At 52.9% G+C, this 26,308-nt stretch carries 23 protein-coding genes; 7 read left to right on the top strand and 16 right to left on the bottom strand.

All coding sequences use genetic code 11. The features are described from left to right. Positions 1-31: 31 nt before the first annotated feature. Positions 32-550, top strand: coding sequence for an acyl-CoA thioesterase (locus EFA69_RS07785; RefSeq protein ID WP_123132540.1), 519 nt, complete (start codon positions 32-34; stop codon positions 548-550). Between the two features lie 98 nt (positions 551-648). On the opposite strand, the gene EFA69_RS07780 is transcribed toward EFA69_RS07785, so the two are convergent. The 6 genes from EFA69_RS07780 to EFA69_RS07755 form a co-directional block, all read right to left on the bottom strand. After that, positions 649-1,524, bottom strand: a complete 876-nt coding sequence (locus tag EFA69_RS07780) for a glycosyltransferase family 2 protein (RefSeq protein WP_123132539.1) — start codon at positions 1,522-1,524, stop codon at positions 649-651. Between the two features lie 183 nt (positions 1,525-1,707). Beyond that, complete coding sequence (gene nudC / locus EFA69_RS07775) at positions 1,708-2,286, bottom strand: NAD(+) diphosphatase (RefSeq protein WP_123132538.1); 579 nt, start codon at positions 2,284-2,286, stop codon at positions 1,708-1,710. Between the two features lie 15 nt (positions 2,287-2,301). Beyond that, positions 2,302-2,625: an NUDIX-like domain-containing protein gene (locus EFA69_RS07770; RefSeq protein ID WP_123132537.1), complete on the bottom strand. Its 324-nt coding sequence runs from the start codon at positions 2,623-2,625 to the stop codon at positions 2,302-2,304. Between the two features lie 90 nt (positions 2,626-2,715). Further along, positions 2,716-4,047, bottom strand: a complete 1,332-nt coding sequence (locus EFA69_RS07765; RefSeq protein WP_123132536.1) for a TolC family protein — start codon at positions 4,045-4,047, stop codon at positions 2,716-2,718. A gap of 24 nt (positions 4,048-4,071) precedes the next feature. Further along, positions 4,072-7,173 (bottom strand): efflux RND transporter permease subunit, encoded by a 3,102-nt coding sequence (locus EFA69_RS07760; RefSeq protein ID WP_123132535.1) that lies wholly within the window; start codon positions 7,171-7,173, stop codon positions 4,072-4,074. 16 nt (positions 7,174-7,189) lie between these two features. Next, positions 7,190-8,287, bottom strand: a complete 1,098-nt coding sequence (locus EFA69_RS07755) for an efflux RND transporter periplasmic adaptor subunit (RefSeq protein WP_123132534.1) — start codon at positions 8,285-8,287, stop codon at positions 7,190-7,192. A 467-nt stretch (positions 8,288-8,754) separates the two neighbouring features. On the opposite strand from EFA69_RS07755, the gene EFA69_RS07745 reads away from it, so the two are divergent. The 3 genes from EFA69_RS07745 to EFA69_RS07735 all read left to right on the top strand — a co-directional run bounded on the left by EFA69_RS07745 (position 8,755) and on the right by EFA69_RS07735 (position 12,493). Beyond that, a complete protein-coding gene (locus tag EFA69_RS07745) occupies positions 8,755-9,111 on the top strand; it encodes an MGMT family protein (protein ID WP_123132532.1) in 357 nt (118 codons plus the stop codon). A gap of 109 nt (positions 9,112-9,220) precedes the next feature. Further along, a complete protein-coding gene (locus EFA69_RS07740) occupies positions 9,221-10,159 on the top strand; it encodes a YihY/virulence factor BrkB family protein (protein ID WP_123132531.1) in 939 nt (312 codons plus the stop codon). Between the two features lie 240 nt (positions 10,160-10,399). After that, on the top strand, positions 10,400-12,493 hold the full coding sequence (locus EFA69_RS07735) for a M13 family metallopeptidase (RefSeq protein ID WP_123132530.1): 2,094 nt from the start codon (positions 10,400-10,402) through the stop codon (positions 12,491-12,493). Positions 12,494-13,269: 776 nt separating this feature from the next. Here EFA69_RS07735 and EFA69_RS07730 read toward each other — a convergent pair. From EFA69_RS07730 to xseA, 4 genes are all read right to left on the bottom strand, one after another. After that, on the bottom strand, positions 13,270-14,019 hold the full coding sequence (locus tag EFA69_RS07730) for a peptidylprolyl isomerase (RefSeq protein ID WP_123132529.1): 750 nt from the start codon (positions 14,017-14,019) through the stop codon (positions 13,270-13,272). Positions 14,020-14,113: 94 nt separating this feature from the next. Then, on the bottom strand, positions 14,114-14,326 hold the full coding sequence (gene xseB / locus EFA69_RS07725; protein ID WP_123132528.1) for an exodeoxyribonuclease VII small subunit: 213 nt from the start codon (positions 14,324-14,326) through the stop codon (positions 14,114-14,116). 111 nt (positions 14,327-14,437) lie between these two features. Next, positions 14,438-15,706: an erythromycin esterase family protein gene (locus EFA69_RS07720; RefSeq protein ID WP_123132527.1), complete on the bottom strand. Its 1,269-nt coding sequence runs from the start codon at positions 15,704-15,706 to the stop codon at positions 14,438-14,440. A gap of 42 nt (positions 15,707-15,748) precedes the next feature. Next, complete coding sequence (gene xseA / locus EFA69_RS07715) at positions 15,749-17,329, bottom strand: exodeoxyribonuclease VII large subunit (protein ID WP_123132526.1); 1,581 nt, start codon at positions 17,327-17,329, stop codon at positions 15,749-15,751. Between the two features lie 373 nt (positions 17,330-17,702). On the opposite strand from xseA, the gene EFA69_RS07710 reads away from it, so the two are divergent. The 3 genes from EFA69_RS07710 (at position 17,703) to EFA69_RS07700 (ending at position 20,470) form a co-directional block, all read left to right on the top strand. Further along, positions 17,703-18,533, top strand: a complete 831-nt coding sequence (locus EFA69_RS07710; protein ID WP_123132525.1) for an MOSC domain-containing protein — start codon at positions 17,703-17,705, stop codon at positions 18,531-18,533. 204 nt (positions 18,534-18,737) lie between these two features. Continuing rightward, complete coding sequence (locus EFA69_RS07705; RefSeq protein WP_123132524.1) at positions 18,738-18,998, top strand: hypothetical protein; 261 nt, start codon at positions 18,738-18,740, stop codon at positions 18,996-18,998. 92 nt (positions 18,999-19,090) lie between these two features. Further along, positions 19,091-20,470 (top strand): peptidoglycan DD-metalloendopeptidase family protein, encoded by a 1,380-nt coding sequence (locus EFA69_RS07700; RefSeq protein WP_245964520.1) that lies wholly within the window; start codon positions 19,091-19,093, stop codon positions 20,468-20,470. A 123-nt stretch (positions 20,471-20,593) separates the two neighbouring features. Here the strand turns inward: EFA69_RS07700 and EFA69_RS07695 are convergent, their stop codons facing one another. From EFA69_RS07695 to EFA69_RS07670, 6 genes are all read right to left on the bottom strand, one after another. Beyond that, the gene (locus tag EFA69_RS07695; protein WP_123132523.1) at positions 20,594-21,265 is read right to left on the bottom strand and encodes a hypothetical protein; all 672 of its coding nucleotides are present in this window, start codon (positions 21,263-21,265) and stop codon (positions 20,594-20,596) included. 167 nt (positions 21,266-21,432) lie between these two features. Continuing rightward, entirely contained in the window at positions 21,433-22,047 is a 615-nt protein-coding gene (locus EFA69_RS07690; protein WP_123132522.1) for a deoxynucleoside kinase, read from the bottom strand. Between the two features lie 98 nt (positions 22,048-22,145). After that, complete coding sequence (locus EFA69_RS07685) at positions 22,146-23,186, bottom strand: zinc dependent phospholipase C family protein (protein ID WP_123132521.1); 1,041 nt, start codon at positions 23,184-23,186, stop codon at positions 22,146-22,148. A 70-nt stretch (positions 23,187-23,256) separates the two neighbouring features. After that, on the bottom strand, positions 23,257-23,781 hold the full coding sequence (locus EFA69_RS07680) for a GNAT family N-acetyltransferase (RefSeq protein ID WP_123132520.1): 525 nt from the start codon (positions 23,779-23,781) through the stop codon (positions 23,257-23,259). A gap of 256 nt (positions 23,782-24,037) precedes the next feature. Beyond that, a complete protein-coding gene (locus EFA69_RS07675) occupies positions 24,038-24,598 on the bottom strand; it encodes a porin family protein (RefSeq protein ID WP_123132519.1) in 561 nt (186 codons plus the stop codon). A gap of 164 nt (positions 24,599-24,762) precedes the next feature. Next, positions 24,763-26,229: an APC family permease gene (locus tag EFA69_RS07670; protein WP_123132518.1), complete on the bottom strand. Its 1,467-nt coding sequence runs from the start codon at positions 26,227-26,229 to the stop codon at positions 24,763-24,765. Positions 26,230-26,308: the final 79 nt, after the last annotated feature.

The raw sequence follows: 26,308 nt of genomic DNA, 5'->3' as shown, positions 1-26,308 counted from the left end.
TCATAAACCAATCGGTATATTCTCAGAAACTATGAAAGAAGAAACAACAAACCCTAAACCCTCTGTGCTGGAAAGCCAGACCCGCATTCGGTTCGATCACTGCGATCCCTTCGGGCACTTGAACAACAGCGCTTTCCTCAATTATTTCCAGAATGAGCGCGAAGACCAGGTGGAGGCCGCCTATGGGCTGGACATCCATGCCTTCTTCCGGAAAACAGGTCGGGCCTGGGTGGTGGGCCAGAACCAGATTGTGTACCTGAACCCGGCGCTGGTGCGGGAATTGGTGACCATCCAGACCAGCATCCGGCACGTGACCGAAACCAGCATGTTGGTAGAGCACCTCATGTTTGACGCCGAGAAAAAGAAGCTGAAATCTGTGCTCTGGACCAAGTTCGTGTACATTGACGTCCGCAAAAACGAACGCGCCCAGCACGAACCCGAACTCATGGAGTTGTTCCAGGAAGTGGTGGCCAAAGAAGAAACGCCAACCTTGTTTGAAGACCGCGTGAAGCAACTGCGGGCGCAGATGAAAGCAAATAGTGCTTCTTAGAAATAGAGTCTTCCCCAAGCAACAAGCCCTGTCAGAGTCTTTTCTGGCAGGGCTTGTTGCTTGGGAACCAAATGAAAGTTGATGGGTGTGCGGCAATATCAGGAGCTAAAGAGATCAAGGATGGTGGTATCCCTTACTTTGTTGCAGTCTTTGTCATGCAGGTAAAAGTGTTCCATTGATCTCTTCCTGAAAGAATCTGCGTTTCCTCTCCTGATCTTTTCCGCATACTCCTCAAAAGACCGGCAGTAGTAATGGTTAAGCTGAATTTTAGCCACGCTAACCTCTGAAAAAGCGCCTTCTATAGGCGTAAAATTTTCGTTCACGCAGAACGCATTGGGTTTATAGGCAAAGCTATGCGAGTTCAGGATTCCTTGCACAAAAGCAGGTTGCACAATGCTTTTGATGTGGCGGTTATTGTCGTAGCTTTCCTCGGACCTAAGCAGAAAGCTTTCCAACAACGGCCGCTGGGTCCTGTTCCGGTGCCCGCTTGACCCGAAGAACATCCAGTTAACCCCAACGCCTCCATACGGTTCATACACTTTCAGGAACGCCGGTAAATCGCCTTTGGGGGCTTTGGGAACAATGAATTCATCAGCGTCAATGAAACCAATCCAGCGGGAAGTGCCGCCGTACATTTTCAGGCAGTGGAGGTAGGCCTTGTTTTGTTTGGCCCGCCCCACCGTTCTAATGACGGTGGCATGTTTCAGGAGCCCTGCCTTAGCCAAGGTTTCTTTCAGGGGTACTTTGCTGTCATTGTCATAGAGGTAAAAATGCTCCACTCCAACCTTGAGGTGGTAGTTGATCCATTCCTCCAGATACTCATTTTCATCTTTGGCAATGCAGCAAACAGACACGTAAAACCTGGCAGAAGGCTGTGGCGGATTGATGATTTCTGTGAAATCTTTTGAAAACAGGTTCTTAAGGCGGTCAACCAGATGAAGGTGTTTCAGACGAGCCGCTAATTTATTGATCATGGAGGAATGCCTTTAATCCGATGCTGCTGCCAGCACGAATGGAAGTGCTGCCCCTGCTTTTCCAATGGAAAAATTAACGGAAGAGCACCAGTAAAGATAATGAGATAGAGAATCTCTTTTGGCTGTTTAGGGGCTGATTTTCAAAAAACGGCCCCAAAACAGGCGATATGCAAATAGTGAATCCTACTGCTCGCCATCGGCGTTGAGCCAATCCTGGATGAGCCGGTAAGAAATGGAAAGGGCTGGGGGTAATTTGATTTCTCCGGTAGACACCAATTCCTTGAGTTGGGAGCGGGTAAACCAGCGGGCATCCTCAATTTCGGCGGGGTCCAGGTGCAGATGCGTGTTTTCTGCCCGGGCTGTGAACCCCACCATAATGGAAGCCGGAAACGGCCAGGGCTGCGAAGAGTGGTATTCCACCTGCGTCACCTGCAAGCCCACTTCTTCCTGCACTTCCCGGGCCACGGCGTTTTCCAGTGTCTCGCCGGGTTCCAGAAAGCCTGCGATGGTCGCGTATTGTCCCTGGGGCCACGAGGCCTGACGGGCGAGTAGTCCGCTATTTCCGCAGGTGACCATGGCAATGACGGCGGTGTCTGTGCGGGGGAAGTGCGAGGTGTGGCAGGCCGGGTTGGTACACTTCCTGCCATGCCCCGCGTCTTTGGAAACGGCCTGAGCCCCGCAAACATGGCAGAACTGGTGCTGCCGGTTCCAATGGATCATGGCTTTGGCGTAGGCTAGCAGCGAACTCTGGGGCCGGGCCAATGGCAGCGTGGCCTCTCAAAGCTCCTGAAAACTTCCGCCCAGCGGAATAAACCCATGGTCTTCCTGCAAATCTATGGCAAAGTAGGCGCGGTCTTCTTTCAGGCCTAAAAAGATAGGACTAAGGCCAAGGTCCTGCACAGGAAGCTCGTTCACTGACAAAGTCATCAGTTGGTGGGTGTCTGAGAGAAGCGGTTTCAGGTGCAGGAAGGGCAGCAGCACAGTGGCAGGATCTTGCAGCCGTTGGCTGAGCCATGCGGCATCCCGCCTCCGTAAATGAGCCCGGTCCAGGTCAGATGCTCCAAAGTAGTTGAGGGCGGAGTAAGCCAAGTGGTTCGGCATGAAGAAATGTATTAGAGGTAAAAGAAAAAAGCGTTTAGGGGCCGTTTTTCCAAAAACGGCCCCTAAACGCTTCAACACGCAAAAGAGGAATTACAGGTTTAGCGTACCGGCAATCTCCTTCAGCGCAATCTCGCCTAACTTGGCCAGATACTGCGCGTTGCTGTATCTAACGGTGGCATTCACGTAGTTGAGTTGGGCATCTCTCACCTCTACCGTGGTAATGCTACCCAGGCGGTATTTATCCATGGTGATGTCCAGGTTCTGGCGGGCGATGCGCTGGTTGTTCTCCTCCAGTTTCACCAGGCTCAGGTTGGTCAGGTACGTTTGGTACGCCGAGGCCAACTGGGCGTTGATGTTCTGGTTGACCTGTTCATACTGCAGCTGCGCACTGTTGATGAGCACATTGGCATTCTGCTCCAGCCGGCGCTGGTTGAACCCGTTGAAGATGGGCACCGAAGCCGTAACGCCATACGTTAAACCATTTCCAGAAGAAATTGAGGTGAATCCTAATGGTGATAAAGCATTTTGGTTTCTAGAAAAGTTATATCCGGTGCTCACACCAATCACTGGTAAACGATTTGCTCTGACCAGCTTTGCATCTAGCTCAACAATCCTGCGGTTAAGCAAAGCTGCTTTCAAGGAAGGGTTCTGCTGTGCGGCTTGGGTAGAGAGGGTTCCCAGGGTGAGTTGATCGTCAATCAGCAACTGGTCCGGTACACTGAATCTGATATTGACGTCTCTAGCCATCAGTTCATTCAACCTGATCTGGGTGTTGCGGTACAGTTCCTGCTGGCGTAACAGGTTGGTAGTGTCTGTGTTGAAGTCTACCTGCGCGTTAAGTACCTCCAAACGCGCGGCTTTTCCTATTTCAAACCGGTTCTGGGCGGTGGTTACCCGCAGGCGGGAAATGGCAATGGCTGTATCATACGCTTTGAGTTGGTGTTGCTGCTGCACCAGTTCATAAAAGGTGCTCATCACGTCGCCTACACGGGAAAGGATAATTAACTGGAGGTTGGCTTCCCCAAGCTTCTCAAGTTCCTGTAACTGCTCATAACGAGTAAACATAGCAAAGCCATTGAAGATGGTCCAGTTCAAGCCTACACCATAATTTAGGTTTGAGCTTTTCCCCCAACTTACTTCATTTATAGGTCTGCCATCACCGCGATCTTGGGTGCTGTTCTGAATTGAGCCATTATTATTCAGCGTTGCACTAACGGTGGGCAACATGCCGGCGTTGCCTCTGGTTACGTTGTTTTCCGCAATGCGCTCGTCATTGGCAGATAGCTTAATGTCATAGTTCCGTTCCAGTGCTATCCTAACGGCTTCTTCTAAGGTCAGGACCTCCTGCGCCTGGGCCGCTCGTGCGCTAAAAAGCATCATGAGGACCAGCAGGGGCAGGAGACCAAATCTATTTTTTAACATAAAAGGTTTAGTTCAAAGGAATGATTAGTGGGCAACTGCTTTTTCGTACTCTTCAATGTGGTCAAACTCTGGGTGGTGTTTGCGTTCCTTAGACCACATGGAATAAATAGCCGGAATAATGAACAGGGTGAGCACCAGGGAGAAAATAGTACCTCCCACAATCACTATCCCCATGCCCATCCGGCTTTGAGCTGCGGCCCCCAAGGCTAGGGCAATTGGCAAGGCACCCAAGGCAATGGCCAAACTGGTCATCAGGATTGGACGCAGGCGGGCTTCTGAGGCTTCCAGAATGGCGTCCATCTTAGATTTGCCCTCTTCCCGCAGCTGGTTCGCAAACTCCACAATCAGGATACCGTTTTTGGTTACCAGCCCGATGAGCATGATGGTCCCAATCTGGCTGAAGATGTTCCAGGTTTGCCCAAACAACCACAGAGAGAGCATAGCCCCAGCCACCGCCATTGGTACCGTCAAGATGATAATGAACGGATCAATGAAGCTTTCAAACTGCGCCGCCAGAATGAGGTAGATCAGCAGCAAAGCCAACCCGAAGGCGAACATGGTGTTGGAACCGCTTTCCACGAAGTCACGTGATTCCCCGCCTAAGTCAGTGGAGAAAGACTCATCCAGCACCTGCTCTTTGATACGGTCCATGGCTTCAATGCCATCGCCAATACTTTTGCCCGGAGCCAGACCCGCAGATACCGTAGCTGATAAATAACGGTTGTTGTGGTACAGCTGCGGTGGGCTGCTTCGTTCCTCCATCGTAACCACATTGTCCAGCTGAATCAGTTGGCCGTTGGAGCTGCGCACAAACAGGGAGGTTAAATCCATAGGATCGTCGCGGTCTGGGCGGTCAAACTGGCCCATCACCTGATATTGGCGGCCGTTCATGAGGAAGTACCCAAAACGCTGCCCGCTTAATGACAACTGTAAGGTTTGGGCCACGTCAATCACAGATACGCCCAGGCTTTGGGCTTTCTCGCGGTCAATGGTGATGTTAATCTCCGGTTTATTGAATTTGAGGTTCACATCGGGCATCACAAACGTGGGGTCATTGTTCACCGCTTCCATAAACTGCGGAATCTTTTCTTCCAGTTTCTGGAAGTTTGGTGCCTGAATGATGTACTGGATAGGCTGACCACCGCGGCGGTTAACGGAGATAGTAGGTTGCTGAATCACATTGGTACGGGCTTCTGGGTAACGGCGCACCAACTTGGACAGGTGATCTGCCACTTCTTTCTGGGATCGTTCCCGGTCTTCAGGTTGCTTTAACGCCAAACGCATCATCCCGCTGTTCACAGAGCCAGAGCCCCCGAAGCCGGGAGACGTAATAACCAGGTTCACTTGTTTCTCTGGAATGGAGTCATCTACCAATTGGCTCAGTTCAGTCATGAAGCGCTCCATGTATTCATAGGAAGAACCTTCGGGAGCCGTAGACATAACCCGTAGCATGCTGCGGTCATCATACGGGGCGGTTTCTTTCTGTAGCACATTGTAAAACAGCGCAATTAAGCCAAGACAAGCCGCAATGATAGGGAAACTGAGCCATTTCCGTTTCATGAAACCGCTCAGGGCATCGGCGTAGCCTTGGTTCATGTTCTGGAAGAACGGCTCTGTCCACTCATAGAATTTAGAGCGTTTGTGAACGCCGCCTTTCATCAAGTAGGCATTCAGCATGGGGGTTAAGGTCAGGGAGACGAACGCTGAGATCAATACGGCCGCGCCAATCACCACCCCAAACTCACGGAACAATCTTCCCACGAAGCCTTCCAGGAAGATAACTGGTAAGAATACCGCCGCCAGCGTGATGGAGATGGAGATAACCGCCAGAAAAATCTCATTGGAACCTTTGATGGCCGCCTCAATAGGAGACATGCCTTCCTCTACCTTTTTATAGATGTTCTCCGTCACCACAATCCCGTCATCTACCACCAGACCGGTAGCCAGTACAATGGCCAGCAAGGTCAAGACATTGATGGAGAAGCCTGCCAGGTACATGATGAAGAACGTGGCAATCAAAGACACCGGAATGTCGATCAACGGGCGGAACGCGATGCCCCAGTCCCGGAAGAACAGGTAAATAATGACAATTACCAGCACCAGTGAGATAAGGATGGTTTCTGCCACCTCGGTCACCGATTTCTTGATGAACAGGGTGTTGTCCATCACAATATCCAGCTGCAGGTCCTGCGGGAGCTCTGTTTTTAACTTATCAAACTGCTCGTAGAAGTTACCGGCAATGTCCAGGTAGTTTGTGCCCGGCTGCGGAATAATGGCCATCCCCACCATGGGCACGCCAGATTCCGTCATTTTGGTCTCCAGGTTCTCGGGCCCAAGTTCGGCCTGCCCTATGTCACTGAAACGGGTAATGGTCTCTCCCTGAGAAGAGATGATGAGGTCGTTGAACTGTTGCTCGTTAGATAAGTTACCAAGCGTTCTTACCGTCAGTTCCGTGTTGCTGCCGCTTACTTTTCCGGTAGGCAGTTCCACGTTCTGGCGGTTGAGGGCGGTGCGTACGTCGCCTACGGTCAAACCGTAAGAGGCCAGTTTCATAGGGTCTAGCCATAAGCGCATAGCGTAACGTTTCTGCCCCCAAATCTGCACGCTACTTACGCCAGGAATGGTTTGCAGACGTTGGGAAATTACGTTCTCGGCGTAATCTGAGAGTTGCAGAGCGTCACGGGTGGCGCTGCGGACCGTCATGGTGATGATAGGCTCAGAGTCAGCATCGGCTTTGGAAACTACCGGCGGGGCATCAATGTCCTCGGGCAGACTTCTTACCGCCTGCGATACTTTGTCACGCACGTCGTTGGCCGCCTCTTCCAGGTTTTTGTCCAGGTTGAACTCAATGTTGATGTTGCTGGAGCCCTGGTTACTGGTAGAGGAAATGTTCCGGATACCGTCAATGGAGTTGATGGCTTTCTCCAGGGGCTCTGTGATCTGGGACTCAATGATATCAGAGTTGGCCCCGGAGTAGGTGGTCCGTACCGACACGATGGCCGGGTCAATGGACGGATATTCCCGTATGCCCAGGAACGTGTACCCAATCACCCCAAACAGCATGAGGAGCAGGTTGAGCACAATCGTGAAGACCGGGCGTTTTATACTGGTGGTGGATAAACTCATTTTAAATGGATTTAGATTATTGCTTGGCCGGCGCTACGCGCACTGGGCTTCCTGCTTTCAAAGACATCACGCCGGTGGTCAGGATGGTGTCTCCGGCGCTGATGCCCGAGGTTACCAATAGGTCTTTCTCTGTGCGGGTGCTGGTTTCAATCATGACTTCCTTGGCTTTGCCGTTTTCTGCAATGAACACTTTTTTACCGTTCTGTACCGGCACTACCGCCTGGGTAGGAATGAGGAGCGCGTCTGGTATAACCGTTAAAGGTAGTTGAATATTGGCGAAGGAACCCGGCAACAACACACCGTTGGGGTTGTCTGCCCGCGCCCGTAATTGCAGGGTGCGGGTGGCTGCCGCAATGTTAGGCTCAATGGCGTACACCTTGGCGGTGAATTTGTCTGAGGAACCGGCCACCGTGAAGGTAAGCTCCGTGTTTACTTTTACCTGGGAAGCGTATTTTTCCGGAACGGCGAAGGTGATCTTAACCGGGTTGGTGCTCACCAGATTGGTCACCACAGTCTCTGGCGTTAAGAACGCACCCTCAGAAATAGCTCTTAACCCCACCTTGCCAGAAAACGGAGCCACAATAGACGTTTTCGCCAGTTGGGCCTGCACCAGCTGAATCTGCGCCTGGGCAGTTTTGAGCTCGGCGCGGGCTACGTCATACTCTTCACGGCTAATGGCTTCTTTCTGGAGGAGCAAACGGGCGCGGCGCTCGTTCTCGGCCGTCAGGCTTTGGCGGGTTTGGGCCTGCGCCAATTGGGCTCTGAGTTCAGAATCATCAATTTTAGCCAGCACTTGGCCTTTGCGTACGTTGCCGCCTTCGCTAAACGTAATGCTGCGAACTTGCCCTGATACCTGGGCTCTAATCTCTACCTGCTCATTGGCTTCAATGGAACCGGTTACCGATAAGGAGTTGGCGAATTCCTGTGGAGTGGCTACAATACCACTGACGCGCATGGCTGGTGCTCCGCCTCCGGGCCCACCGGGTCCGCCTGGACCTTTACCGCCGCCCGGTCCGCCGGCTCCAGCCTGTTCTTTGTTGCTGGAAATACGGTAATAGACCAAAGCTCCTAAACCAATGATGAGCAGCGCATAGACGATGTGTTTGATTTTCATAGAATGTGGAGGTACTAAACTCTAGTGTTTGTAGTGAATAGGTGGTTTTGTTGATGATAAAGTTTGGTGTGGCTACAGGTGAGGGTAACCCAAAAAAGTAACCCGCAGGTTCCTCTATTCGTGTAAAGGTTGTTTTTACCGCTTAATGGGCCGGTGCAGAATATTTCTGAGGCAAATAAGGAAGCGCTCGCGAAGAAGACGGTGAACCATCTGCCCAGGAGGCGTAATACCCGGCTGGAGGGGACAGCAGCGGACAAAAATGCAGCTTTTTCATTTGATGGGGGTATAAATGACTACAGGCTACCGCAAAGGAGCATGAACTTCCTTTCAGAACGGGAGCAGGTAGGTTTATTGCGTTTTTTAGGTACTTTTAAAATTAGACATAAATAGAGGGCAAAGGTTTAACGGAGCAGAAAAAAAATCAGAATTCCGTGTTTTTTCCACCAAGTGCCTCAAAATGAACTCGTATGCCTGCTGCAACCCCTAACGCCTCAGAGAAGCGCACCAATTTTTTTCAGGATGTGTATGAAGTGGTCAAACTCATTCCGCCGGGGCGGGTCACCTCTTATGGGGCCATTGCCGCGTACCTGGGTGCGAAGGGATCTGCCCGCATGGTGGGGTGGGCCCTCATTGCCTCGCATGCGCAGCAGGGCATCCCGGCCTATAGAGTGGTCAACCGGAACGGCATGCTCACGGGAAAGCAGCATTTTGAGTCCTATGATGCCATGCAGGCCCATCTGGAAAGCGAGGGCATTCAGGTGAAGGATGACAAGGTGGTGGACTTTGAGAAACGGTTCTGGGACCCGGCCAAAGAGCTGCTGTAGAGAAGAGCTTTTGCCGCTGGCGATTTAGGGAGGTGAACTGGCCGTTTTTGCGTTTAGCGCCTCTTTTTCCAGAATTAGCCTAAAACTGAGATTTTCCGTATTGTGCCTGATGATTGCATTGCTACCCTCCCACCTAACCACTAAAGTACAGCCCTTGCTCACGCTTTTCAAAGAGGCTTTTGGCCTGTTCCGGCAGAATGATCCTTTGCGGCTGGCGTCTTCCACGGCGTTTTTCACTTTGTTCGCGCTGCCGCCGGTACTAATTCTGGTTATCTCCCTGCTGGGCATTCTCTTCAATGACGCACTTATTACCGGGGAGCTGTTTGAGAAACTGACGGGGCTGGTGGGGGAGAACGTGGCCAGCCAGGTGGAACTGATCCTGACTAACTTCATGGATCTGCAGGGCCACGGCTGGGCGGCGGCGCTCAGTTTCCTGTTCCTGACCTTTGTGTCTACCACGTTATTCACCGTGATTCAGAATTCCCTGAACCAACTCTGGAGCATCAGGCTGAAGGGCAGGCAGCACCTGCGGGGCGCTTTGCGCAACCGGTTCAGGGCGCTGTTGATCATTCTGTCCAGCGGACTCCTGTTTCTGGGATTCTTGATGGCAGATGCGGTGCTGGCCTTCATCAATGACCATTATACTCTCTGGGACGCGCGTTTCCAATTGCACCTGCTGCACCTGGTGAACCGCATTGTGGGTCTGGCGGTGGAGACTACCTGGTTTGCCATCATCTTCAGCTTTTTGCCTTTTGCGCACGTGCACAAGCGGGCGGTTTGGGTGGGGGCCGCGGTAACTGCGCTGCTTTTCCTCCTGGGTAAAATGGTGCTGGCCCGTCTGTTAGTAAACAGTGATCTGGGGTCTGTGTATGCTACTTCGGGTTCCATTGTGGTGCTGCTGCTCTTCATCTTCTACTCGGCCATGATCTTCTACTTTGGCGCTTGCTTCACGCGTGTTTACGCCCGGTCCATTGACCAGCCCCTGCAACCCAAGTCCTTCGCCACGTTCTATGAGTGGAAAGATACGGAACAGGCGCCGCTGTTCTAATATGTTCCCCGTTGCGTTTAGCGCCTGTTTTTCCAAAAAGAGGCCCTAAACGGGAATGTCCAGTAAGCGTTCCTGATTTTCACCCGAGATACGGAAGAAGAACTCCACATCTTTTAAGTCTTTTCTTGCACAAGAATACGAGCGCTTGTTCGTTTTTCTTGCTTTGTGGGGCGGGTGGATTTATATTGCCCGCTAATCGCCCCGGGTAGGGGTGTCTCATCGTAAATTATTTTATTTAACATGAAGAATACCAAGTTGCTATGGCTGGCCTCTGCCCTGAGCGGGGTAGTGGTGGCGGGTTGTTCCAAGCCTGCCGTGCAGCAAACAACGGCCACCGCAGACACGCCGGCCGTAAGTCAGTCTGAGACGTTGGTGAAGGGCGTGGGGCTGAACATGGAGAACCTGGACCGCAGTGTTTCGCCGTGCGAAGACTTTAACCTGTTCGCGAACGGGGGCTGGCTCAAGAACAACCCCATTCCGGCCTCTGAGAGCCGCTGGGGCAGCTTCAATGAGTTAGCTGACAACAATAACAAGACCCTGAGAGCGGTAGTGGATGCGGCGGTGGCCGTGAACAACGCACCCAAAGGTTCCTCCACGCAGTTGGTAGGTGATTTCTACGCCGCCGGTATGGACTCTGCCGCCATTGAGAAAGCGGGCTTAAAGCCTCTGAAGCCTGAACTGGACCGTATCAACGCCATCAAAGACAGAGCTTCTCTGCTGCAGGCCATGGCCCACCTCAAAACCATTGGCAGAGGGGGCGTGTTTGGGTTCTACGTAGGCCAGGACGATAAAAACAGCACCCAGTACATTGTGAACATCACGCAAAGCGGCTTGGGCCTGCCAGACCGTGACTATTACCTCAAAACCGATGCCCGTTCCCAGAGCATCAGGGAGGAGTACCAGAAGCACATGGCCAACATGTTCCGCCTGCTGGGCGACACCGAGGCCACTGCCAGGAAAAATGCCGCCAAGATCATGGAGCTGGAAACCCGTCTGGCCAAAGCGTCTATGACCCGCGTGGAACAGCGCGATCCGCATGCTACCTACAACAAAATGACGGTGGCCGAGCTGCAGAAACTGTCTCCTAATTTTAACTGGCCTACGCTCCTCAAAAACATGAGCGTGACCGGCGCCAAAGAAGTGATAGTAGCGCAGCCTAAATTCCTGAAAGAAGCCAATACCATGCTAACCGCCGTTCCGGTGTCTGACTGGAAAACGTACCTGCGCTGGCATCTGGCCCGTACCTCGGCGGCGTATCTGCCGCAGGCGTTCGTGCAGGAGAACTTCAACTTCTACAGCAAATTCCTGAGCGGCGCCAAAGAGATGCAGCCCCGCTGGAAGCGCGTGCTGCGCATGACCGACGGCACCATCGGCGAAGCCCTGGGCCAGGAGTACGTAGACAAAGCTTTCTCGCCGGAAGCCAAAGCCAAGGCCTTGGAAATGGTGAACAACCTGCGCAGCGCGTTCCAGGAGCACGTGAAAAACCTGGACTGGATGAGCGAAGCCACCAAGCAGCAGGCCCTGAATAAACTAAATGCCTTCGCGGTGAAAATCGGGTATCCAGATAAATGGGAGACCTATGAGGGGCTAAACGTGAGCCGCACGGCTTTCCTGCAAAATGTACTCAACGCCTCCCGCTGGGGATTCCTGGACAACGTGAACAAGCTGGGCAAACCGGTAGACCGCGCCGAGTGGGGCATGACACCGCCTACCGTGAACGCGTACTACAACCCGTCTATGAACGAGATTGTGTTCCCGGCCGGTATTCTGCAACCTCCGTTCTTTGACCCTAAAGCCGATGACGCCGTGAACTACGGGGGCATGGGCGCGGTGATTGGCCACGAACTGACCCACGGCTTTGACGACCAAGGCAGCCAGTATGACCCCGAAGGCAACCTGCGGGACTGGTGGACCGCCGAGGACAAGGCCAAGTTCAAGCAACGCACTGATCTGGTAGACCGCCAGTACAGCGCCATGCAACCCCTGGACAGCGTTTTTGTAAACGGAAAACTGACCATGGGCGAGAACATAGCCGATATTGGAGGTTTGAACATTGCCTTCACCGCCTTACAGAAAGCCATCGCCAACAAGAACGTAGGCAAGATTGACGGCTTCACGCCAGACCAGCGTTTCTTCCTGGCCTGGGCCCAGATCTGGAGAACCAACGCCACCGAGAACTTCCTGCGCCAGCAAGTGCAGACAGACCCGCACTCTCCGGCCTCTTTCCGGATCAACGGACCCTTGTCTAACATGCCGCAGTTTTACAAAGCCTTCGGCTGTGCCCCAGGCAACAAGATGTACCGCCCAGAAGCTGAGCGCGTGCACATCTGGTAGTTCCGTTTCAGGGCTATTTTTCTGAAAACAAGCCAAAAACGCACCTCAGCAATGAGGTGCGTTTTTCTTTTTGGTGCAATGGATGAAGCGGTATGTAAAGAAGTTGATTACACTTGGGTGAGTAGGTTAGTAGTGGCAAACGGAATGAACCCACCCCAACCCCTCCCGGGAGGGGAGTATCAGGTATGCGTGTGGGCGTATGCCATACGCCCCTACAGAGCAATGCGTGCCCTCCTGTGTAAACATCCCCCTTCGCCCCCTTCAAAGGGGGAGTATCTGCTTGTGTAATTCAAGGCTTGCGCCTTGAATGTGCTGTTGACTTCTCTGCCTTGGCGTCCTAGCTTTTCCGTTTAGAGGTTGTTTTTCAGAAAAGAGCCCCTAAACGCAACCAAATATCCAACTTAGCCAATTAAGTACATTCCCTCTGACTGATGTGCGCAGCACGAGCTCACCATAGGCTAGCGGAATGACAGAATTTACCTGTAAAAAGATTACTACAAGAAAACAGAAGCAGAAATGGAACCAAAACCAGTCGTGGCGGTGAGCGCCTCTGTTACTACGGTGCCGAAGGCAAAACCGAAGGTTTAGTTTTAACAGCAGTGCGAACCGACAGGACGAGGCCCCGCGGCCGTGAGCGCTTACCGGAATCTATGAAACAACACAGTTAGTAAACTAACGCATCAAACGGTAAAGCCAGGGGAATACCGGACTACGCTATTCCAACAATCCATCGGCATAGCCGAGGGAACAACAAACTATAGCCCTTCCTAACAACCCTACTCCCGAACCACCTTCACCTTCATGCCCACATCCTTCACCGGCCACTTCTGCTGGTCTACCGGCATGGCGGCAATGCTGTCTACCACGTCCATGCCTTCCACCACTTCACCAAACACAGTGAAAGTCTGGTCCAGGTTGGGCGCGCCACCCTGGGTGCGGTAAATCTTCTTCTGGGCCGGAGTTAGCTTCAGGTTGAATTCCCTGATGTTGGCTTCCAGCTCGTGCTCCTGCTGCGGGTGGCCCTGCACAATGTAGAAGTCCCGGTTAGAGGACATGCGCTCTGGGTTCTGGTCATCGCCGTAGCGGGCCATGCCCACCGCGCCGCGCTTGTGGAAGTAAGGACGCTTAATCTCCGGCGGAATCTTGTAGGTGCCAATTTTCATGTTAGGCTGGTCTGTGCGGCCGCCCTGGATCATGAAGTCTTTCTCCACCCTGAAAAACACCGTCTTGTCAAAGAAGCCGTAATTGGCCAGCCGCACAAAATTGGCGCGGTGCAGCGGCGTGTCTTTGTACAGCCTGATCTTGATGTCGCCTTTGGGGGTGCTGATGAGTACCAGCGTGTCATGGGGGTGCGCCTGCCCGTAGGCGGTGAGCGAGTCAATGACGGTTTCCTGGGTGAGTTGGGTGGGTTCAAAGGCGGCGGCAGGTGCCGGGGCTGCTGGTGCCGCTGGGGCTTTTTTCTGCTCACAGCCCAAAGCGCCGGCCAGGCCTAGAAGCAGGCAAAAATGACGGATGGAAGTCTGCATGGTCTGATGATAGACGGAGGTAAGGATTCTCTTAAACGCCAATTTCCTGTTTAGGGGCCATTTTTCCAAAAACAGCCCCTAAACAGGAAACGGTTTATTCAGCTTTGGGGTCTTCGCAGTTAATGTCATTGAACACCTGGTTGATGGCGTCCTCGGCGGTGCGAAGTTTCTGCTTGCAGAGTTTGATCAGTTCTGAGGAACGCTGCACTTTCTGGGTAAGTTCGTCCACATCTACGTCATCGTTCTCAATGGCTTTGAGAATGGCTTCCAGTTCCTGGGTGGCTTGTTTATAGGTAATGTTGCTCATGTCTGTGAATTAAAAATTGGGAGTTAGGAAAAGAGGGAGGATGTTGCGTGGGTTTAGGCTTTATAATGGGGCAAACATTTCATGTTGTAGAATGTTTGCAGGCAGAAGTTTTCAATTTCTATTGATAAGCTTTGATCCATTTGAGTCTCTTATAAATATCAAATAATCAAAATCATTGGAAATTTTTGCGTCCCAAAACTCTCGTTTTAAAGCTACAGCTCCTGTGTTCCTAAATTTAACAACCTCATGAACAAGCCAATTAGATAGAGGGTTGTTCTCTCTTTTTATTTCTTTGAGGTCAAGTATGAAGATCGGGATATCCAGTGAATTTAGGAGATACTCTAGTGTGCCTTCACCTGCTTTTTGCGCAATCTGAGGAGTGTTTAAACTTTCTCTCTTCATAGAGTTGTCCAATCCTGTAAACGTTCCTTGGTAAAACCCGAATCCAAAAGTAGTATACTTGTCTTTTAACTCTTTAGATAGATAGCTCCCCATCTCATTGCCCCTGTTATTGATATGCCCATTATGAGCGGAAACAATGATTCTGGAATCTGGGTGCTGGTTGTTTAGCCAAAGGACATTTTCAGCCATGAAATCATCACGGTTGGAGTAGCGTTTCTCCAAGTACTGCTCAATAATCCTGATGTTTTGCAGAAGCCAGCTTTTTTGCTGTTTATCAGATATTTTATCTGATGATTGCTTTGCCTTGTTGAGGAGCACAGTTATTCTTTCCTTTTGCTTTTTTGTTACAATAGTGTGGCCCGACTTCCTTTTTGTAGTTTTCGTTTTAATAGCAAGAAGTAACGCTGAAAGTTCATCAATGTCACTTTTAGGAAACTGATGATCTGATAATGTTTCAATGTTTTTAAGTGCCCCCTCGTAAGATTGCATATCAAATCCTGTGTAGTGGATTTTCCTAGCGTGAGTGTCATTGTAGGTTTTCATCCAATGGATAAGGGATAACATTTCCTCTGTCTGCCAAATCCAGAAATGCATTCCTTTAAGTAAAGCTTTAGGATCTCCCTGTGAATGAAAGGTATATTGATTCATTGCATGCGCTTCTGGCATGGCAGCCTCTAAAGCGAAAATGTCAAAGTGATTGTTTTGGGCTAAATACCTAACAATCCTATCTTTCATTTTATAAATCTCGCTTGACCCATGGGTAACTTCGCCCAAAGCCACCACCTTAGAATCTCCTATCAATTTGTCCAAGACTTTCAAGTCTTCATTACTCTGAAAATCTGGTTCAATGGAAGAAAGTGGATAAATAAAATTTAAAAGATATCTTTTCTCTTCCTCATTTAAATAGCTTTTGGTTTGGGCATCTGAGATAAAAGGTAGTAGGCAAAATATGATCTTGAATATCGTGCGTTTCTGCATGCGTGAAATCTGAATTCTATACAATCGCTGTGAACTATTGTATTAACTAAAAAGGTCTGGTTCGTTTACTTTGGTGACGGTACTGGAGACAGAGCCGGCCAGCAGCCTGGTCTGGAGCTGGTCGCCGCGCTTGAGCTGGTCAAGCGACTTCAGCAACTTGCCGTTCACGTAGGTGAGCGTGTAGCCGCGCATGAGCATGATCTCCGGGTCATGTGATTTCAGGTCCATCTCCACCAACTGCAACTGGTGCCCCTTGATCTTAAGCTGGTCTTTGGCGCCGTACAGCAGCCGCTGCTGGTTTTTCTGGAACGCGAACTGCGCTTTCTGCACTTTCTGCTTGGCGGCTGTTTGTAAACAATGCTCCAGGTGCGTGAGGTGTTTCACGCCTGAGTTCAGTTTCTTCTGGCTGCTGTGCTCCAGTTGCTGCCCATACTGCTGCTGCCGGGTTTCTTTGGCCCTAATGAGTTGCTGCACGCTGTGGCTGAGCCGCATTTCCTCGCACATGACGTGGCGCTGTTCCTGCGTGAGGAACTTCTGGGGCTTATCAGACAGTGTGCGGGTCTGGCATTCCAGTTGGTAGTGTTTCTGGTGGAGGAACGCATTGGTGCGCTGCTGTACCTGGCTGCTGAGCAACGTGATGCGGCGCTCCTGGGCCACGGCCAAAGCCGATGCCGCCTCTCTAACCGCCAGAAACACACTTTCCATGGCCGCTTCAAACTCATTGAGCCGGTCTACCAAGAAAGCAGCCACGGCCGTAGGCGTTTTAAGCGGCGTGTGGGCCACCAGGTCGGTGATGGATTCATCGCGCTCGTGGCCAATGCCGGTGAGTACGGGCAAGGGCATCTGAGCCACGGTGGCGGCCAGCTCGTAATGGTCAAAGCACAGCAGATCGGTTTGGGAGCCCCCGCCCCTGATGATGACTACGGCATCAAACGCCTGTTGCCGCAGCGTTACCCTAGACAAAGCCGCCTTTATGGAAGAAACCGCCTCCGTGCCCTGCACGCTGGCCTCAAATAAGCTGAGCTGGAAAGCATACCCGAAGGGATTGTTCGCCAACTGGCTCACAAAGTCCTGGTAACCGGCGGCGGTAGGCGAGGAGATAACGGCCAGCCGTTGGGGTACCGGGGGCAGCGCCAGCTTCTGGTTCAGATCCAGCAGGCCTTCGGTCTGGAGGCGGGCAATGGTTTCCTGCCGCTGCCGGGCCAGATCGCCTAAGGTATAGGTAGGGTCAATGTCATGGATGTCCAGGCTGAACCCGTACAGCTCATGGAACCGCGGGCTGGCGTTGAACAGAATCTTAAGGCCGCTTTTAAGCGGATGCCCGGTCTGGGCCTCAAAATACTGGGCAATTTCCTGGTATTGGCGTTTCCAGATGGTGCCGCGGGCCTGGGCCATGAGCGTGCTCTTGGAGCCGGGTTCTTTGTCGGTGAGGGTGAGGTAGCAGTGGCCGCTCTGGTGGTGCACCCGGGCCTCCGAGATCTCGGCAATGATCCAGTAGCGGTGCGGCAGGGCGTTCTCTATTTCCTCGCGCAGGCGGCGGTTGAACTCATAGAGCGTGAAGGGCCGGTTGGTGTTTACCGTAAACGATATTTCTTCGCGATAACTCTGAAAATATGTCCCCATTCCGTGCGCTCCTCTTTAACTTCAGTCAGCTAAAATTACGGTTTTTATACATGCCGCCAATACGTTGGCTAAAATTTTAAGCAAACTGCGCAAGGCAAGCCACTAGGCAAAGGACCATGGCAAAGCGTTTTAAGCGTAATTCCGGAAAAAGAGCCGCTAAACGCAAGGGCATAGGTGGGAAGAAAGGGGGATGCTCCTGCTAACGGGAAAGAGAAAAAGGACCGGTAGTATTTGGGCGGGAAAAATAAGATAAGTTTAGGGTAAATTATTTGCAAAGTACAAATCTTTAGGAGCGCTCTTCGCGTTTTAAGAATCATTTATACCTTTGGAAAAACAGGCCATCCCAAAGGACACGCCCAGCAGTAGAAACTCTATGTCAACACTTGTACTTAGCGAAATTTACATATATCCCATTAAATCTCTAGGCGGTATCTCCCTTACCTCTGCCCAGGTGGAAGAACGCGGCCTGCAGTATGACCGCCGCTGGATGCTGATAGACGAAAGCGGGGTGTTCCTGACGCAACGCAAGTTTGCGGAGATGGCGCTATTGCAGGTGAGCCTTGCCCCCGATGGACTTTTGGTGACCCACAAAACCAAAGAAGTAACTCCGCTACTGGTGCCCTACGAGACCGACAGCACCCGCTCCACACTAGTCACCGTCTGGGACGACATCTGCTTCGCCTACATTGTGAGCCCGCAGGCCAACGCCTGGTTTTCTGAGGTGCTGGGGGTGAACTGCCGCCTGGTGTACATGCCCGAGAATTCCATCCGGCTCATTGACCCTAATTACGCCAAGCACAACGAGAAGGTGAGCTTCTCAGACGGCTATCCGTTCCTCATCATTGGGCAGGAATCTCTGAACGACCTCAACAGCCGCCTGGAGGAATCTATTCCCATCAACCGTTTCAGGCCTAATTTTGTGTTCACCGGTGGGTTGCCTTACGCCGAGGAGCAGTGGAAAACCTTCAAAATGGGCGAGGTCCTCTTCTACGGCGCCAAACCCTGCGGCCGCTGCAACGTGACCACCATTGACCAGAACACCGCCCAGGCGGGCCAGGAGCCTCTGAAAACGCTCTCGGAGTACCGCAAGCAGGGCAGCAAAGTTATGTTCGGGATGAATTTGATTGGCCTCTCTACCGGTACGGTGCGGGTAGGCGATAAAATCACGGTCATGGAAGCCGCCACGGGAGGCGGTCAGGGCTAAGGATAAGGCTGCGGGGCTGATGGCGTTTAGGGCCTCTTTTTGGAAAAACGGCCGCTAAACGGGTGGGAGAATCCGCGGTGCGGTTTTCCTTTTTTGCCGCTACAATCCGTACCTTTGGCCTCAGGCGCTACCGGCATCTGGTTCACAGGCAGAAACCTGCGCTAGTGCCACAGGTAGCCGTTCCACTTATTCTTACTTCAGACCATGGCCAACCATACCTTATATTTAGTAACCGCGGCCGGCGGGGAGCAGCTAGACCTCACCCACGCCAAAGAGTTGCGCAGCAATAACCTGTTTCCCTTCGGGCTGCACAATTATGCCCTTTACCGCACCCCTGAGGGCGTGTACGTGAAAGGCTCCAACGCAGATAACCCTAACCTCATGCTAGACCAGTACGAGGTGATTTCAGAAGAAGCCGCGCGCACGTACGTACACCCGCACCAGCGCATTGTAGAGGAAGAATAGCCTTTGCGGCGCTAACTGCGTACAAGAAACCCGGTTCTGCCAGATGGAAACATCTTGGGCAGAATCGGGTTTTCGTTTTAAGGCTATTTAAAATGCAATTGAACATGCGTGGTTCTACTTTATCATTCCGCTTGCGGTGGTTGTTTCTGGTGCTGGTGGCGGGGCAAGTAATTTTTTCGGGCTGTAGTCCGCAGAATACCTTAAAGGGAGTATTCAAAAAGCAATCGCCGTATGAGAAGTACCAGTCTAGCCTGAAGGATGCAAAACTGGACCAGACCGCCTTGGGGCAGCAGTGGTTGACCGCCGGGCAGCAGGCCCTGCGGCAGCCGGTGACCGTGAGCCTGCCGTTCAAGGAAACCGGCTATTTCCCCGCCGACAAACCCTTGGCCGCCGGCTATCAGTTCACCGTGAAGAAGGGGCAGAAAGTGGCGGTGCGCGTGCAAACCCAGGGAAAGGAAGTGCCGCAGGTGTTCCTCAACCTGTTTGAGGCCGATCCTGAGAACCCCGCCCAGCCCAGGCAAGTAGCCTACGCCGACACCACCGCCCAAAGCCTGGAATACGAAATAGACGAGGAACTGCCCCATCTGCTAAGGCTGCAGCCCGAGTTGCTCCGGAGCGGGCAATACACCGTGACCATTGAAACCATGCCCATTCTGGCGTTTCCGGTAAAAGGCAAAGACAGCCGGGCGGTACAGAGCTTCTGGGGCCAGGACCGCGACGCCGGCGCCCGTAGGCACGAAGGCATTGACATTTTCGCGCCGCGAAATACGCCGGTGGTGGCAGCCGTGGAAGGTGTGGTTTCCAGGGTGAACACCACGCCCATAGGCGGAAAAGTGGTCTGGCTCTCAGACACAAAACGGCAGCAGAGCCTGTACTATGCCCATCTAGACAGCCAATTGGTGCAGCCCGGGCAGCGGGTTTCCATTGGCGATACCCTTGGTCTGCTGGGGAACACCGGCAACGCCATCACCACGGCCCCGCATCTGCACTTCGGGATATACCAGTTTGGCCGGGGAGCCGTAGACCCGTACCCCTACGTGCACCAGGACCGCACCAAACCCGCCGACCTGAAAGTAGACGAAAAGAAACTAGGCGACTGGGCCCGCGTGGCCAAAGCGAAAGTAGCCTTGCGGTCGGCCCCCGCGTCATCGGCGCAAGCCTTGCTCACGCTACCCCAGCACGCGCCGCTGCAAGTGTTGGCCGGTTCTGCCACCTGGTACCGCGTGATGCTCCCAGACGGACAGCAGGGCTACATTGCCGCCTCCATGGTGGAAGCCCTGGATAGACCCCTACAGGCCGTGAAACTGCGCAGGGAGGCCCCGCTACTGGATGCATCTACCGAGCTGGCCGCCACCCAGAAAAATCTTCCTCCAGATACTACCGTGCGCGTGCTAGCCAAGCAGGAGGCTTTCTGGCTCGTGAAAGACACCGAAGGCACCACCGGCTGGATTCCGGTGGAAGCCGCGCGTTAATCTGATACTAGCGAATCACACCAAATAAAGAAACCCGTTTAGGGGCTCTTTTTCCAAAAAGAGCCTCTAAACGGGTTTGTGCTTTACGAAAAAGCAACTTTACTTCTAACCGTGAAACTCGCGCTACTTGACCTGTTTATACAAGTTCTTCGCGTCATGGCTGGTCTCCATGGTCAGGTATTCGGCTTGCAGGGCCCTGATCTTGATTTTGTCTTTGGCTGTTACCTGGTTTTCCACCAAGTCTTCCTTCTGGTTGAGTCGCCCGTAGATTTCGTCCACGTAGTCCCAGTCAGAGGCGGTCCAGGAATCGCGGTGCAGGCGCACGTTCTGCACAAACTGGCTGTACACCTGCGCTATCTGATGAGCGGGAATAGTACTGTCCAGAGCCGTGGCCGAACCTAACAGTATCTGGTGGAAGCGGTGCAGGGTCTCCGGGCGCAGGGGCAACTGAGTGCGCTGCGCGTTGCGGGCCTCCCAGTTCTGGTATTTGCGTCTGAGCTCCTTGTATTCTTCTTTGGATTTGGCCGAGAGGCTGTCCAATCTGCTATCCAGTTGGGCGGTGCGCTGTTTGAACTCCTCTTTTACCTGTTCAGAGCGGTCTGGGCCGGTGCTGTCTAGACGTTCGGTTTTCTCGTCCATCCAGGCCCGCAGTTCGGCTAGGTCTTCCTCGGCGCGGGTTCTGGGCTGGTTGTTGGGGTCAGTGTTGGAGGGCGAGGTGCGCTCACAGGCAAAGGCTCCGGTCAAGGCCAGCACCACCGCTCCTATCGTGTTCAGTTTCTTGAATCTGGTAAGCATAGCGCGTTTTTTCTATGCATACGCAATTGCCCCTTCAGAGATATTCCCGCATGGCCCAAACAGGATTGGCAGAAAGGAAGGGCCGAAAAAGAGGGAGGCGTTTAGGGGCCGTTTTTCCAAAAACGGCCCCTAAACGCCTCAGTTATAAAATTACTTCTGCAGTCAGACTAAAACAGCCCGAACAGTTCTATGTTGATGCGGTCAATGATGGTGCCCAGGTCTTCGGGTTTCTCCACGAAGTCCATGTGGTTCACGTCCACTACCAGCAGCTTGCCGTGGTTGTAACCCGCAATCCATTGCTCGTAATGCTCGTTCAGGTGCTTGAGGTAGGAGAGGGAGATGTTGTCTTCGTAGTCCCGGCCCCGTTTCTGAATCTGCCCTATGAGTTTGGGAAGATCGGCCTTGAGGTAGACCAGCAGGTCTGGGGGCTTCACCATCCGGGTCATGGACTGGAACAGGCTGAAATAGTTCTGATAGTCGCGGTCGCTCATCATGCCAGAATGGTGCAGGTTCTTGGCGAAGATGTAGGCGTCTTCATAGATGGTGCGGTCCTGAATCACGCCGCTGGTGCGCTCATTGATCTTCAGGACCTGATTGAAGCGGCTGTTGAGGAAGAAAACCTGTAGGTGGAAGGCCCACCGGGGCATGTCTTCATAGAAATCTTTGAGGTAAGGATTGTCCTCCACTGCCTCCAGGAAAACTTCCCATTTGTAGTGCTGGGCAAGTTTGGTGGCCAGGGTGGTTTTTCCGGCGCCAATGTTGCCTACTATTGCAATGTGCATGTGTTATTTCTGCTGGTGTTAAACGCGGACGGCAAAAGTACGGGTTTAACACCAGACTTTGAGTAGGCTCTTCTGTCTCTGGCGTAAAAATAAGGAAGTTAGGCCACCAGTTCTTGTACCCACTCCACCACGTTCATGAGCGAAATCCTGATTTTGGTGAGCAGCAGGCCATTTTCCTGTAAGTTGCCTTTCTTCCAGGCTTTGAGCTCCTGTTTCAGCTGTTTGTTCTCGGCTTTGGTGCGGGGGGTGGGCAGTAATTTGCTGAGGTCTGGTTTGCCGCCGTCTACCCAGCAGGTGTACCAGAAAGAGGCGGTGGCCTCAGCTGAAGCCTTCATGCGGTCCTGTACCATGTTGCCCAGCGCCTGGTGGTAAGCGGCGGCAAAGGCGTCTGTATAGCTTCGGCGGGTTCTGCCATTGCGCTCGGTCACGGTGTATTTGGTGGCCTCCGTGAACTTCTCGCTGGCCTGTTTCTCCGCAGACAGTACCAACGGCACCAGTTGGTGAGAGGCACGCACCACTTCCCAAATGGCCAGTTCTGGGTTTTTCAGGTACTGGCCATTTGATTGCCGCAGGTGGTAGCCCGCCAGGTGCTGCTCAGGCAGTTTAGACTCCCAGAGGCTGTGGAGGCCGGTTTGGCCGGTCAGTTGCCCGTCATGGTTCAGGCTGGTGTGCAGGGGTACGTGGGCATCCTGGATGTAATGGGCCAGATCTGCGGAGTAGTAGAGAATGCTATCGGCGTTCTTGGTATAGAAGGCGTGGGTGAGGCGTTCTTTGATGCGCATGACCTGCCAGGGCACAATGCCGTATTTCTGGAGCGTGTCTGCACTGTACTTGGCCGCGGCGGCAGACCAGTCTCTGGGCATGTCATGCAGGGCGTGCGGCCCGAAGGCTTCCAGATCTATGTAATGCCGGGGCGCTTCCTGCGGATCTACGGAACGGCGCTCATCTGGCCGCACCGAGGTTTCCACCAGCGTAGCCATGTGGCGGTGATAATACACCTGCATCTGCTTGGGCAAGCCGTAAACCGCCAACTGCTGAATCACCTTGTGGCCGAAGAAACCCCAGCTAAACCCAGAAACGGAGCAGCTCAGCAACAGACAACCGGTTAATAGGACTTTGAAGATTGGTTTTGAAGACACGTTTCCTAAATATTACAATTTTTCTTAAAATAAGAACAGAAGATACCTTCTATTTATTAAGAACTCCTTCTTAGGGGGCGTCTGAGAGTTTCTTGTGCAAAATGTAGTCATTCAGCGTGAATTGACCAAATGGAATATCAATTATTTGTGAAATCTCAAAGCCGTGCTTCTGGTAAAAGTGGAAAGCGGGGTTCTGGCGGTGCACATTTAATTCCAATTTCTCTCCTCCCTGGGTCTTTACACGTTGTGTCACTTCTTCCAGAAGTCTATTCCCAAAACCTCGCCCTTGGAACGAAGGATGTATGTACAGCTTATTCAATTTGTACAGTTTCTGGTCTGGCTGGAGGAGGGAGAACGAGGCAAAGGCCGCAGGTATCTCGCCTTGCCGCAGCAGCAGGAACGTCTGGCCTTCCTCCATCTGCTTCCGGAGCGCCTCCGGCGAATACATCTCCGTGAGCATGAAGTCTATTTGCGCCTGAGAGAGGATTTTCTCATAGGTGGGCTGCCAGGTGGCGTAGGCCAGTTCCTGTATTAGCGCGGTGTCTGTGGTGGACTCTACCGTAACAGGCGGAGTAGGGTGGGTGGGTGCCGTCATACTATGTTATATATAAGGAGAAGGGGGAAAAGTACTTGGAAAGTCGCGCGTGGTCTGTCTGGGTTCCGTGGGTAAGTTGGCGGCGCAAAGATACAGACAAAACAAAAAAACATCGGTTTGGCGGCTCAAACAGTTCCTGCTTCGCCCTGGTGCGACTAGAATAGAAAAAGGCGTTTAGGGGCCGTTTTTGAAAAAACGGCCTCTAAACGCCTCAATCGTTCACCCCGGCAGAATGTTGGCTTCTGCCTGAGGCGGTTTATCTGAACTTATAGCCCAAGGATAACTGAAACACGTTGTTGGAACGGTTGGCGCCGCCGTCTGGGTCATCTCTGGTGTCTGACAGACCCAGGTTCACCCGCGCCGAAACCTGCCACGAGGACACATCATAGCCCAAGCCCAGCGCCACAGCTCCGTCATACCGGTTCTGGCTGTCGGTGATGTCCGTGGAGGTTTTCCCTTTTTCACGTTTAGCCGAGAGCAATACCCCAAACTGGGGGCCTACCTGGGCGTGTAAGCCCCCAGAGATGTAGCCTTTGAAAATCAGCGGAATGTTGAGGTAATGATAGGTAAAGGTAGTGCCTTCGGTCTTTACGCCCTGCTGCGAATACAGGATTTCGGGTTGCAGGGCAAAGGACTTGGAGATGGGCGTAGATGCGAAGAAACCGGCATGCACCCCTATGCGCGGGTCAATATCGGTGCCCGGTATCCGGATGGAGGCCACGTTCAGGCCTGCTTTTACGCCCAGGCTGGTCTGGGCATTGGCCGCCACTACGCTCATGAGCGCGAAAGCCCCGGCAAATAGAAGTTTTTTCATCATGTTGGTAAGCAGTAAAGTAATTGAGTACGGCGTTTGGGTGGGAAGGATTTGGGCTCCCGTGTGCGCCGCCCAGGTTTGCGTTTAGGGGCCGTTTTTGCAAAAACAGCCCCTAAACGCAAACGCCGCAAAGATAGCGGCGTCTGGTAAAAGATTTCTATGGAGACTTAGTTTTCTATCTTCCGGAAGCGCTTGCCAAAGAAGTAGAACACCGGAACGCCCACACCCACCAGAATAAGCCCCGGCCAGGAGTAATTGGGCTTGTAGATGAGCAGGATGATGCAGATGAACGAGGCCATGAGGATGTACAAGGCCGGCAGCACCGGGTACCCTATGGCTTTGTACGGCCGCGGCGCGTCTGGCATAGTGCGGCGCAGAATGAAAATACCGGCAATGGTGAGGATGTAGAACAGCAGCACGGCAAAGATCACATAGTCCAACAGGTCTGAGTACCGGCCCGAAAGGCACAGAATACTGGCCCATACGCACTGGATGGTGAGCGCGGCGCCGGGTACCCCGTTCTTGTTCAGCTTGGCCATGTTGGGGAAGAAAAGCCCGTCTTTGGCCATGGCGTAGTACACGCGCGGCGCAGAGAGAATCACGCCGTTGTTGCAGCCAAAGGTGGAGATCATGATCAGGATAGCGATGGCGATGGTAGCGGGCGCGCCGCCTATGACTTCGGCCACGGCCGTGCCCACGCGGTCATTGCTCGCGAACTGAAGCCCTCGGCTCAGCACATCGGCCCCGGCCGGATCTCCCTGCAAAGGCAGAATGGTGAGGTACACCACATTGATGAGCACGTACAGAATAGTCACCAAGGCGGTACCAATGGCCATGCTGAGCACAATGGTGCGTTTGGGGTTCACAATCTCATCGCCGGAGAAGCCAATGTTGTTCCAGGCGTCTGAGGAGAACAGCGACCCGATCATGGCCGTGCCGATGCCCACCATAAGTGCCCACCCAGACAGCGTGGTGCGGGTAACGGTGCCGGTGGTTTTGTCCAGCACCACGTTCTGCGCATCCCAGAGGTTGGAGAAGTTCAGGTCAATCACGTCTGAGTTAGTGCCCAGCAGCAGCCCGAAACCCAGCAGCGCGAACAAGGCGATGATCTTAGTACTCCCGAAGATGTTCTGGATGATGGTGCCGTTTCTCACGCCCTGCTGGTTCACGAAGGTGAGCAGCACAATAGACGCAATGGCCAGCAGCTGCACCGACGTAAATTGCAGGAAACCCAAGTCTAGGAGCACATTGTCTTCTGAGAACCAGGGCACCAACACCCCGGTAAACCGCGCGAAAGCCACGGCCACCGCCGCAATGGTCCCGCTCTGAATCACCAGGAAGAGGGTCCAGCCGTAGAGGAACGCCACCAGCGGGCCGTAAGACTCGCGCAGGTACACGTACTGGCCGCCGGCGCGGGGCATGAGGCTGGTGAGTTCGCCGTAGCTGAGGGCCCCGGCCAGGGTCATGAGTCCCGTGAGCGCCCACACCAGCAGGAGGTAACCCGCGCTGCCCACAGAGCGGCCAATGTCTGCGCTTACAATAAAAATACCGGACCCAATCATGGAACCGGCCACCAGCATGACGGCATCAAATAACTTGATCTCGCGCTTGAATCCCGTAGAAGTTTCGGACATAGAATCTAGTGAATGTGGAAGTAGTAGGGAATAGGTAAGTAGGAGAAGGGAAAGTAAATAAAAAAGAAAAGGCGAAGAC

The organism is Rufibacter immobilis (genome assembly GCF_003721565.1).
GTDB classification, from domain to species: Bacteria; Bacteroidota; Bacteroidia; order Cytophagales; family Hymenobacteraceae; genus Nibribacter; species Nibribacter immobilis.
Note: the sequence above shows the minus strand (reverse complement) of the source record. Positions and strands in the feature narration are given on the sequence as shown.

What these genes read in the sequence shown, in the direction of transcription:
- EFA69_RS07785 (WP_123132540.1), top strand. Translation starts at nt 32, where the DNA reads ATGAAAGAAGAAACAACAAACCCTAAACCCTCTGTGCTGGAAAGCCAG.
- EFA69_RS07780 (WP_123132539.1), bottom strand. Translation starts at nt 1,524, where the DNA reads ATGATCAATAAATTAGCGGCTCGTCTGAAACACCTTCATCTGGTTGAC.
- EFA69_RS07770 (WP_123132537.1), bottom strand. Translation starts at nt 2,625, where the DNA reads ATGCCGAACCACTTGGCTTACTCCGCCCTCAACTACTTTGGAGCATCT.
- EFA69_RS07765 (WP_123132536.1), bottom strand. Translation starts at nt 4,047, where the DNA reads ATGTTAAAAAATAGATTTGGTCTCCTGCCCCTGCTGGTCCTCATGATG.
- EFA69_RS07760 (WP_123132535.1), bottom strand. Translation starts at nt 7,173, where the DNA reads ATGAGTTTATCCACCACCAGTATAAAACGCCCGGTCTTCACGATTGTG.
- EFA69_RS07755 (WP_123132534.1), bottom strand. Translation starts at nt 8,287, where the DNA reads ATGAAAATCAAACACATCGTCTATGCGCTGCTCATCATTGGTTTAGGA.
- EFA69_RS07745 (WP_123132532.1), top strand. Translation starts at nt 8,755, where the DNA reads ATGCCTGCTGCAACCCCTAACGCCTCAGAGAAGCGCACCAATTTTTTT.
- EFA69_RS07740 (WP_123132531.1), top strand. Translation starts at nt 9,221, where the DNA reads ATGATTGCATTGCTACCCTCCCACCTAACCACTAAAGTACAGCCCTTG.
- EFA69_RS07735 (WP_123132530.1), top strand. Translation starts at nt 10,400, where the DNA reads ATGAAGAATACCAAGTTGCTATGGCTGGCCTCTGCCCTGAGCGGGGTA.
- EFA69_RS07730 (WP_123132529.1), bottom strand. Translation starts at nt 14,019, where the DNA reads ATGCAGACTTCCATCCGTCATTTTTGCCTGCTTCTAGGCCTGGCCGGC.
- xseB (WP_123132528.1), bottom strand. Translation starts at nt 14,326, where the DNA reads ATGAGCAACATTACCTATAAACAAGCCACCCAGGAACTGGAAGCCATT.
- EFA69_RS07720 (WP_123132527.1), bottom strand. Translation starts at nt 15,706, where the DNA reads ATGCAGAAACGCACGATATTCAAGATCATATTTTGCCTACTACCTTTT.
- xseA (WP_123132526.1), bottom strand. Translation starts at nt 17,329, where the DNA reads ATGGGGACATATTTTCAGAGTTATCGCGAAGAAATATCGTTTACGGTA.
- EFA69_RS07710 (WP_123132525.1), top strand. Translation starts at nt 17,703, where the DNA reads ATGTCAACACTTGTACTTAGCGAAATTTACATATATCCCATTAAATCT.
- EFA69_RS07705 (WP_123132524.1), top strand. Translation starts at nt 18,738, where the DNA reads ATGGCCAACCATACCTTATATTTAGTAACCGCGGCCGGCGGGGAGCAG.
- EFA69_RS07700 (WP_245964520.1), top strand. Translation starts at nt 19,091, where the DNA reads ATGCAATTGAACATGCGTGGTTCTACTTTATCATTCCGCTTGCGGTGG.
- EFA69_RS07695 (WP_123132523.1), bottom strand. Translation starts at nt 21,265, where the DNA reads ATGCTTACCAGATTCAAGAAACTGAACACGATAGGAGCGGTGGTGCTG.
- EFA69_RS07690 (WP_123132522.1), bottom strand. Translation starts at nt 22,047, where the DNA reads ATGCACATTGCAATAGTAGGCAACATTGGCGCCGGAAAAACCACCCTG.
- EFA69_RS07680 (WP_123132520.1), bottom strand. Translation starts at nt 23,781, where the DNA reads ATGACGGCACCCACCCACCCTACTCCGCCTGTTACGGTAGAGTCCACC.
- EFA69_RS07675 (WP_123132519.1), bottom strand. Translation starts at nt 24,598, where the DNA reads ATGATGAAAAAACTTCTATTTGCCGGGGCTTTCGCGCTCATGAGCGTA.
- EFA69_RS07670 (WP_123132518.1), bottom strand. Translation starts at nt 26,229, where the DNA reads ATGTCCGAAACTTCTACGGGATTCAAGCGCGAGATCAAGTTATTTGAT.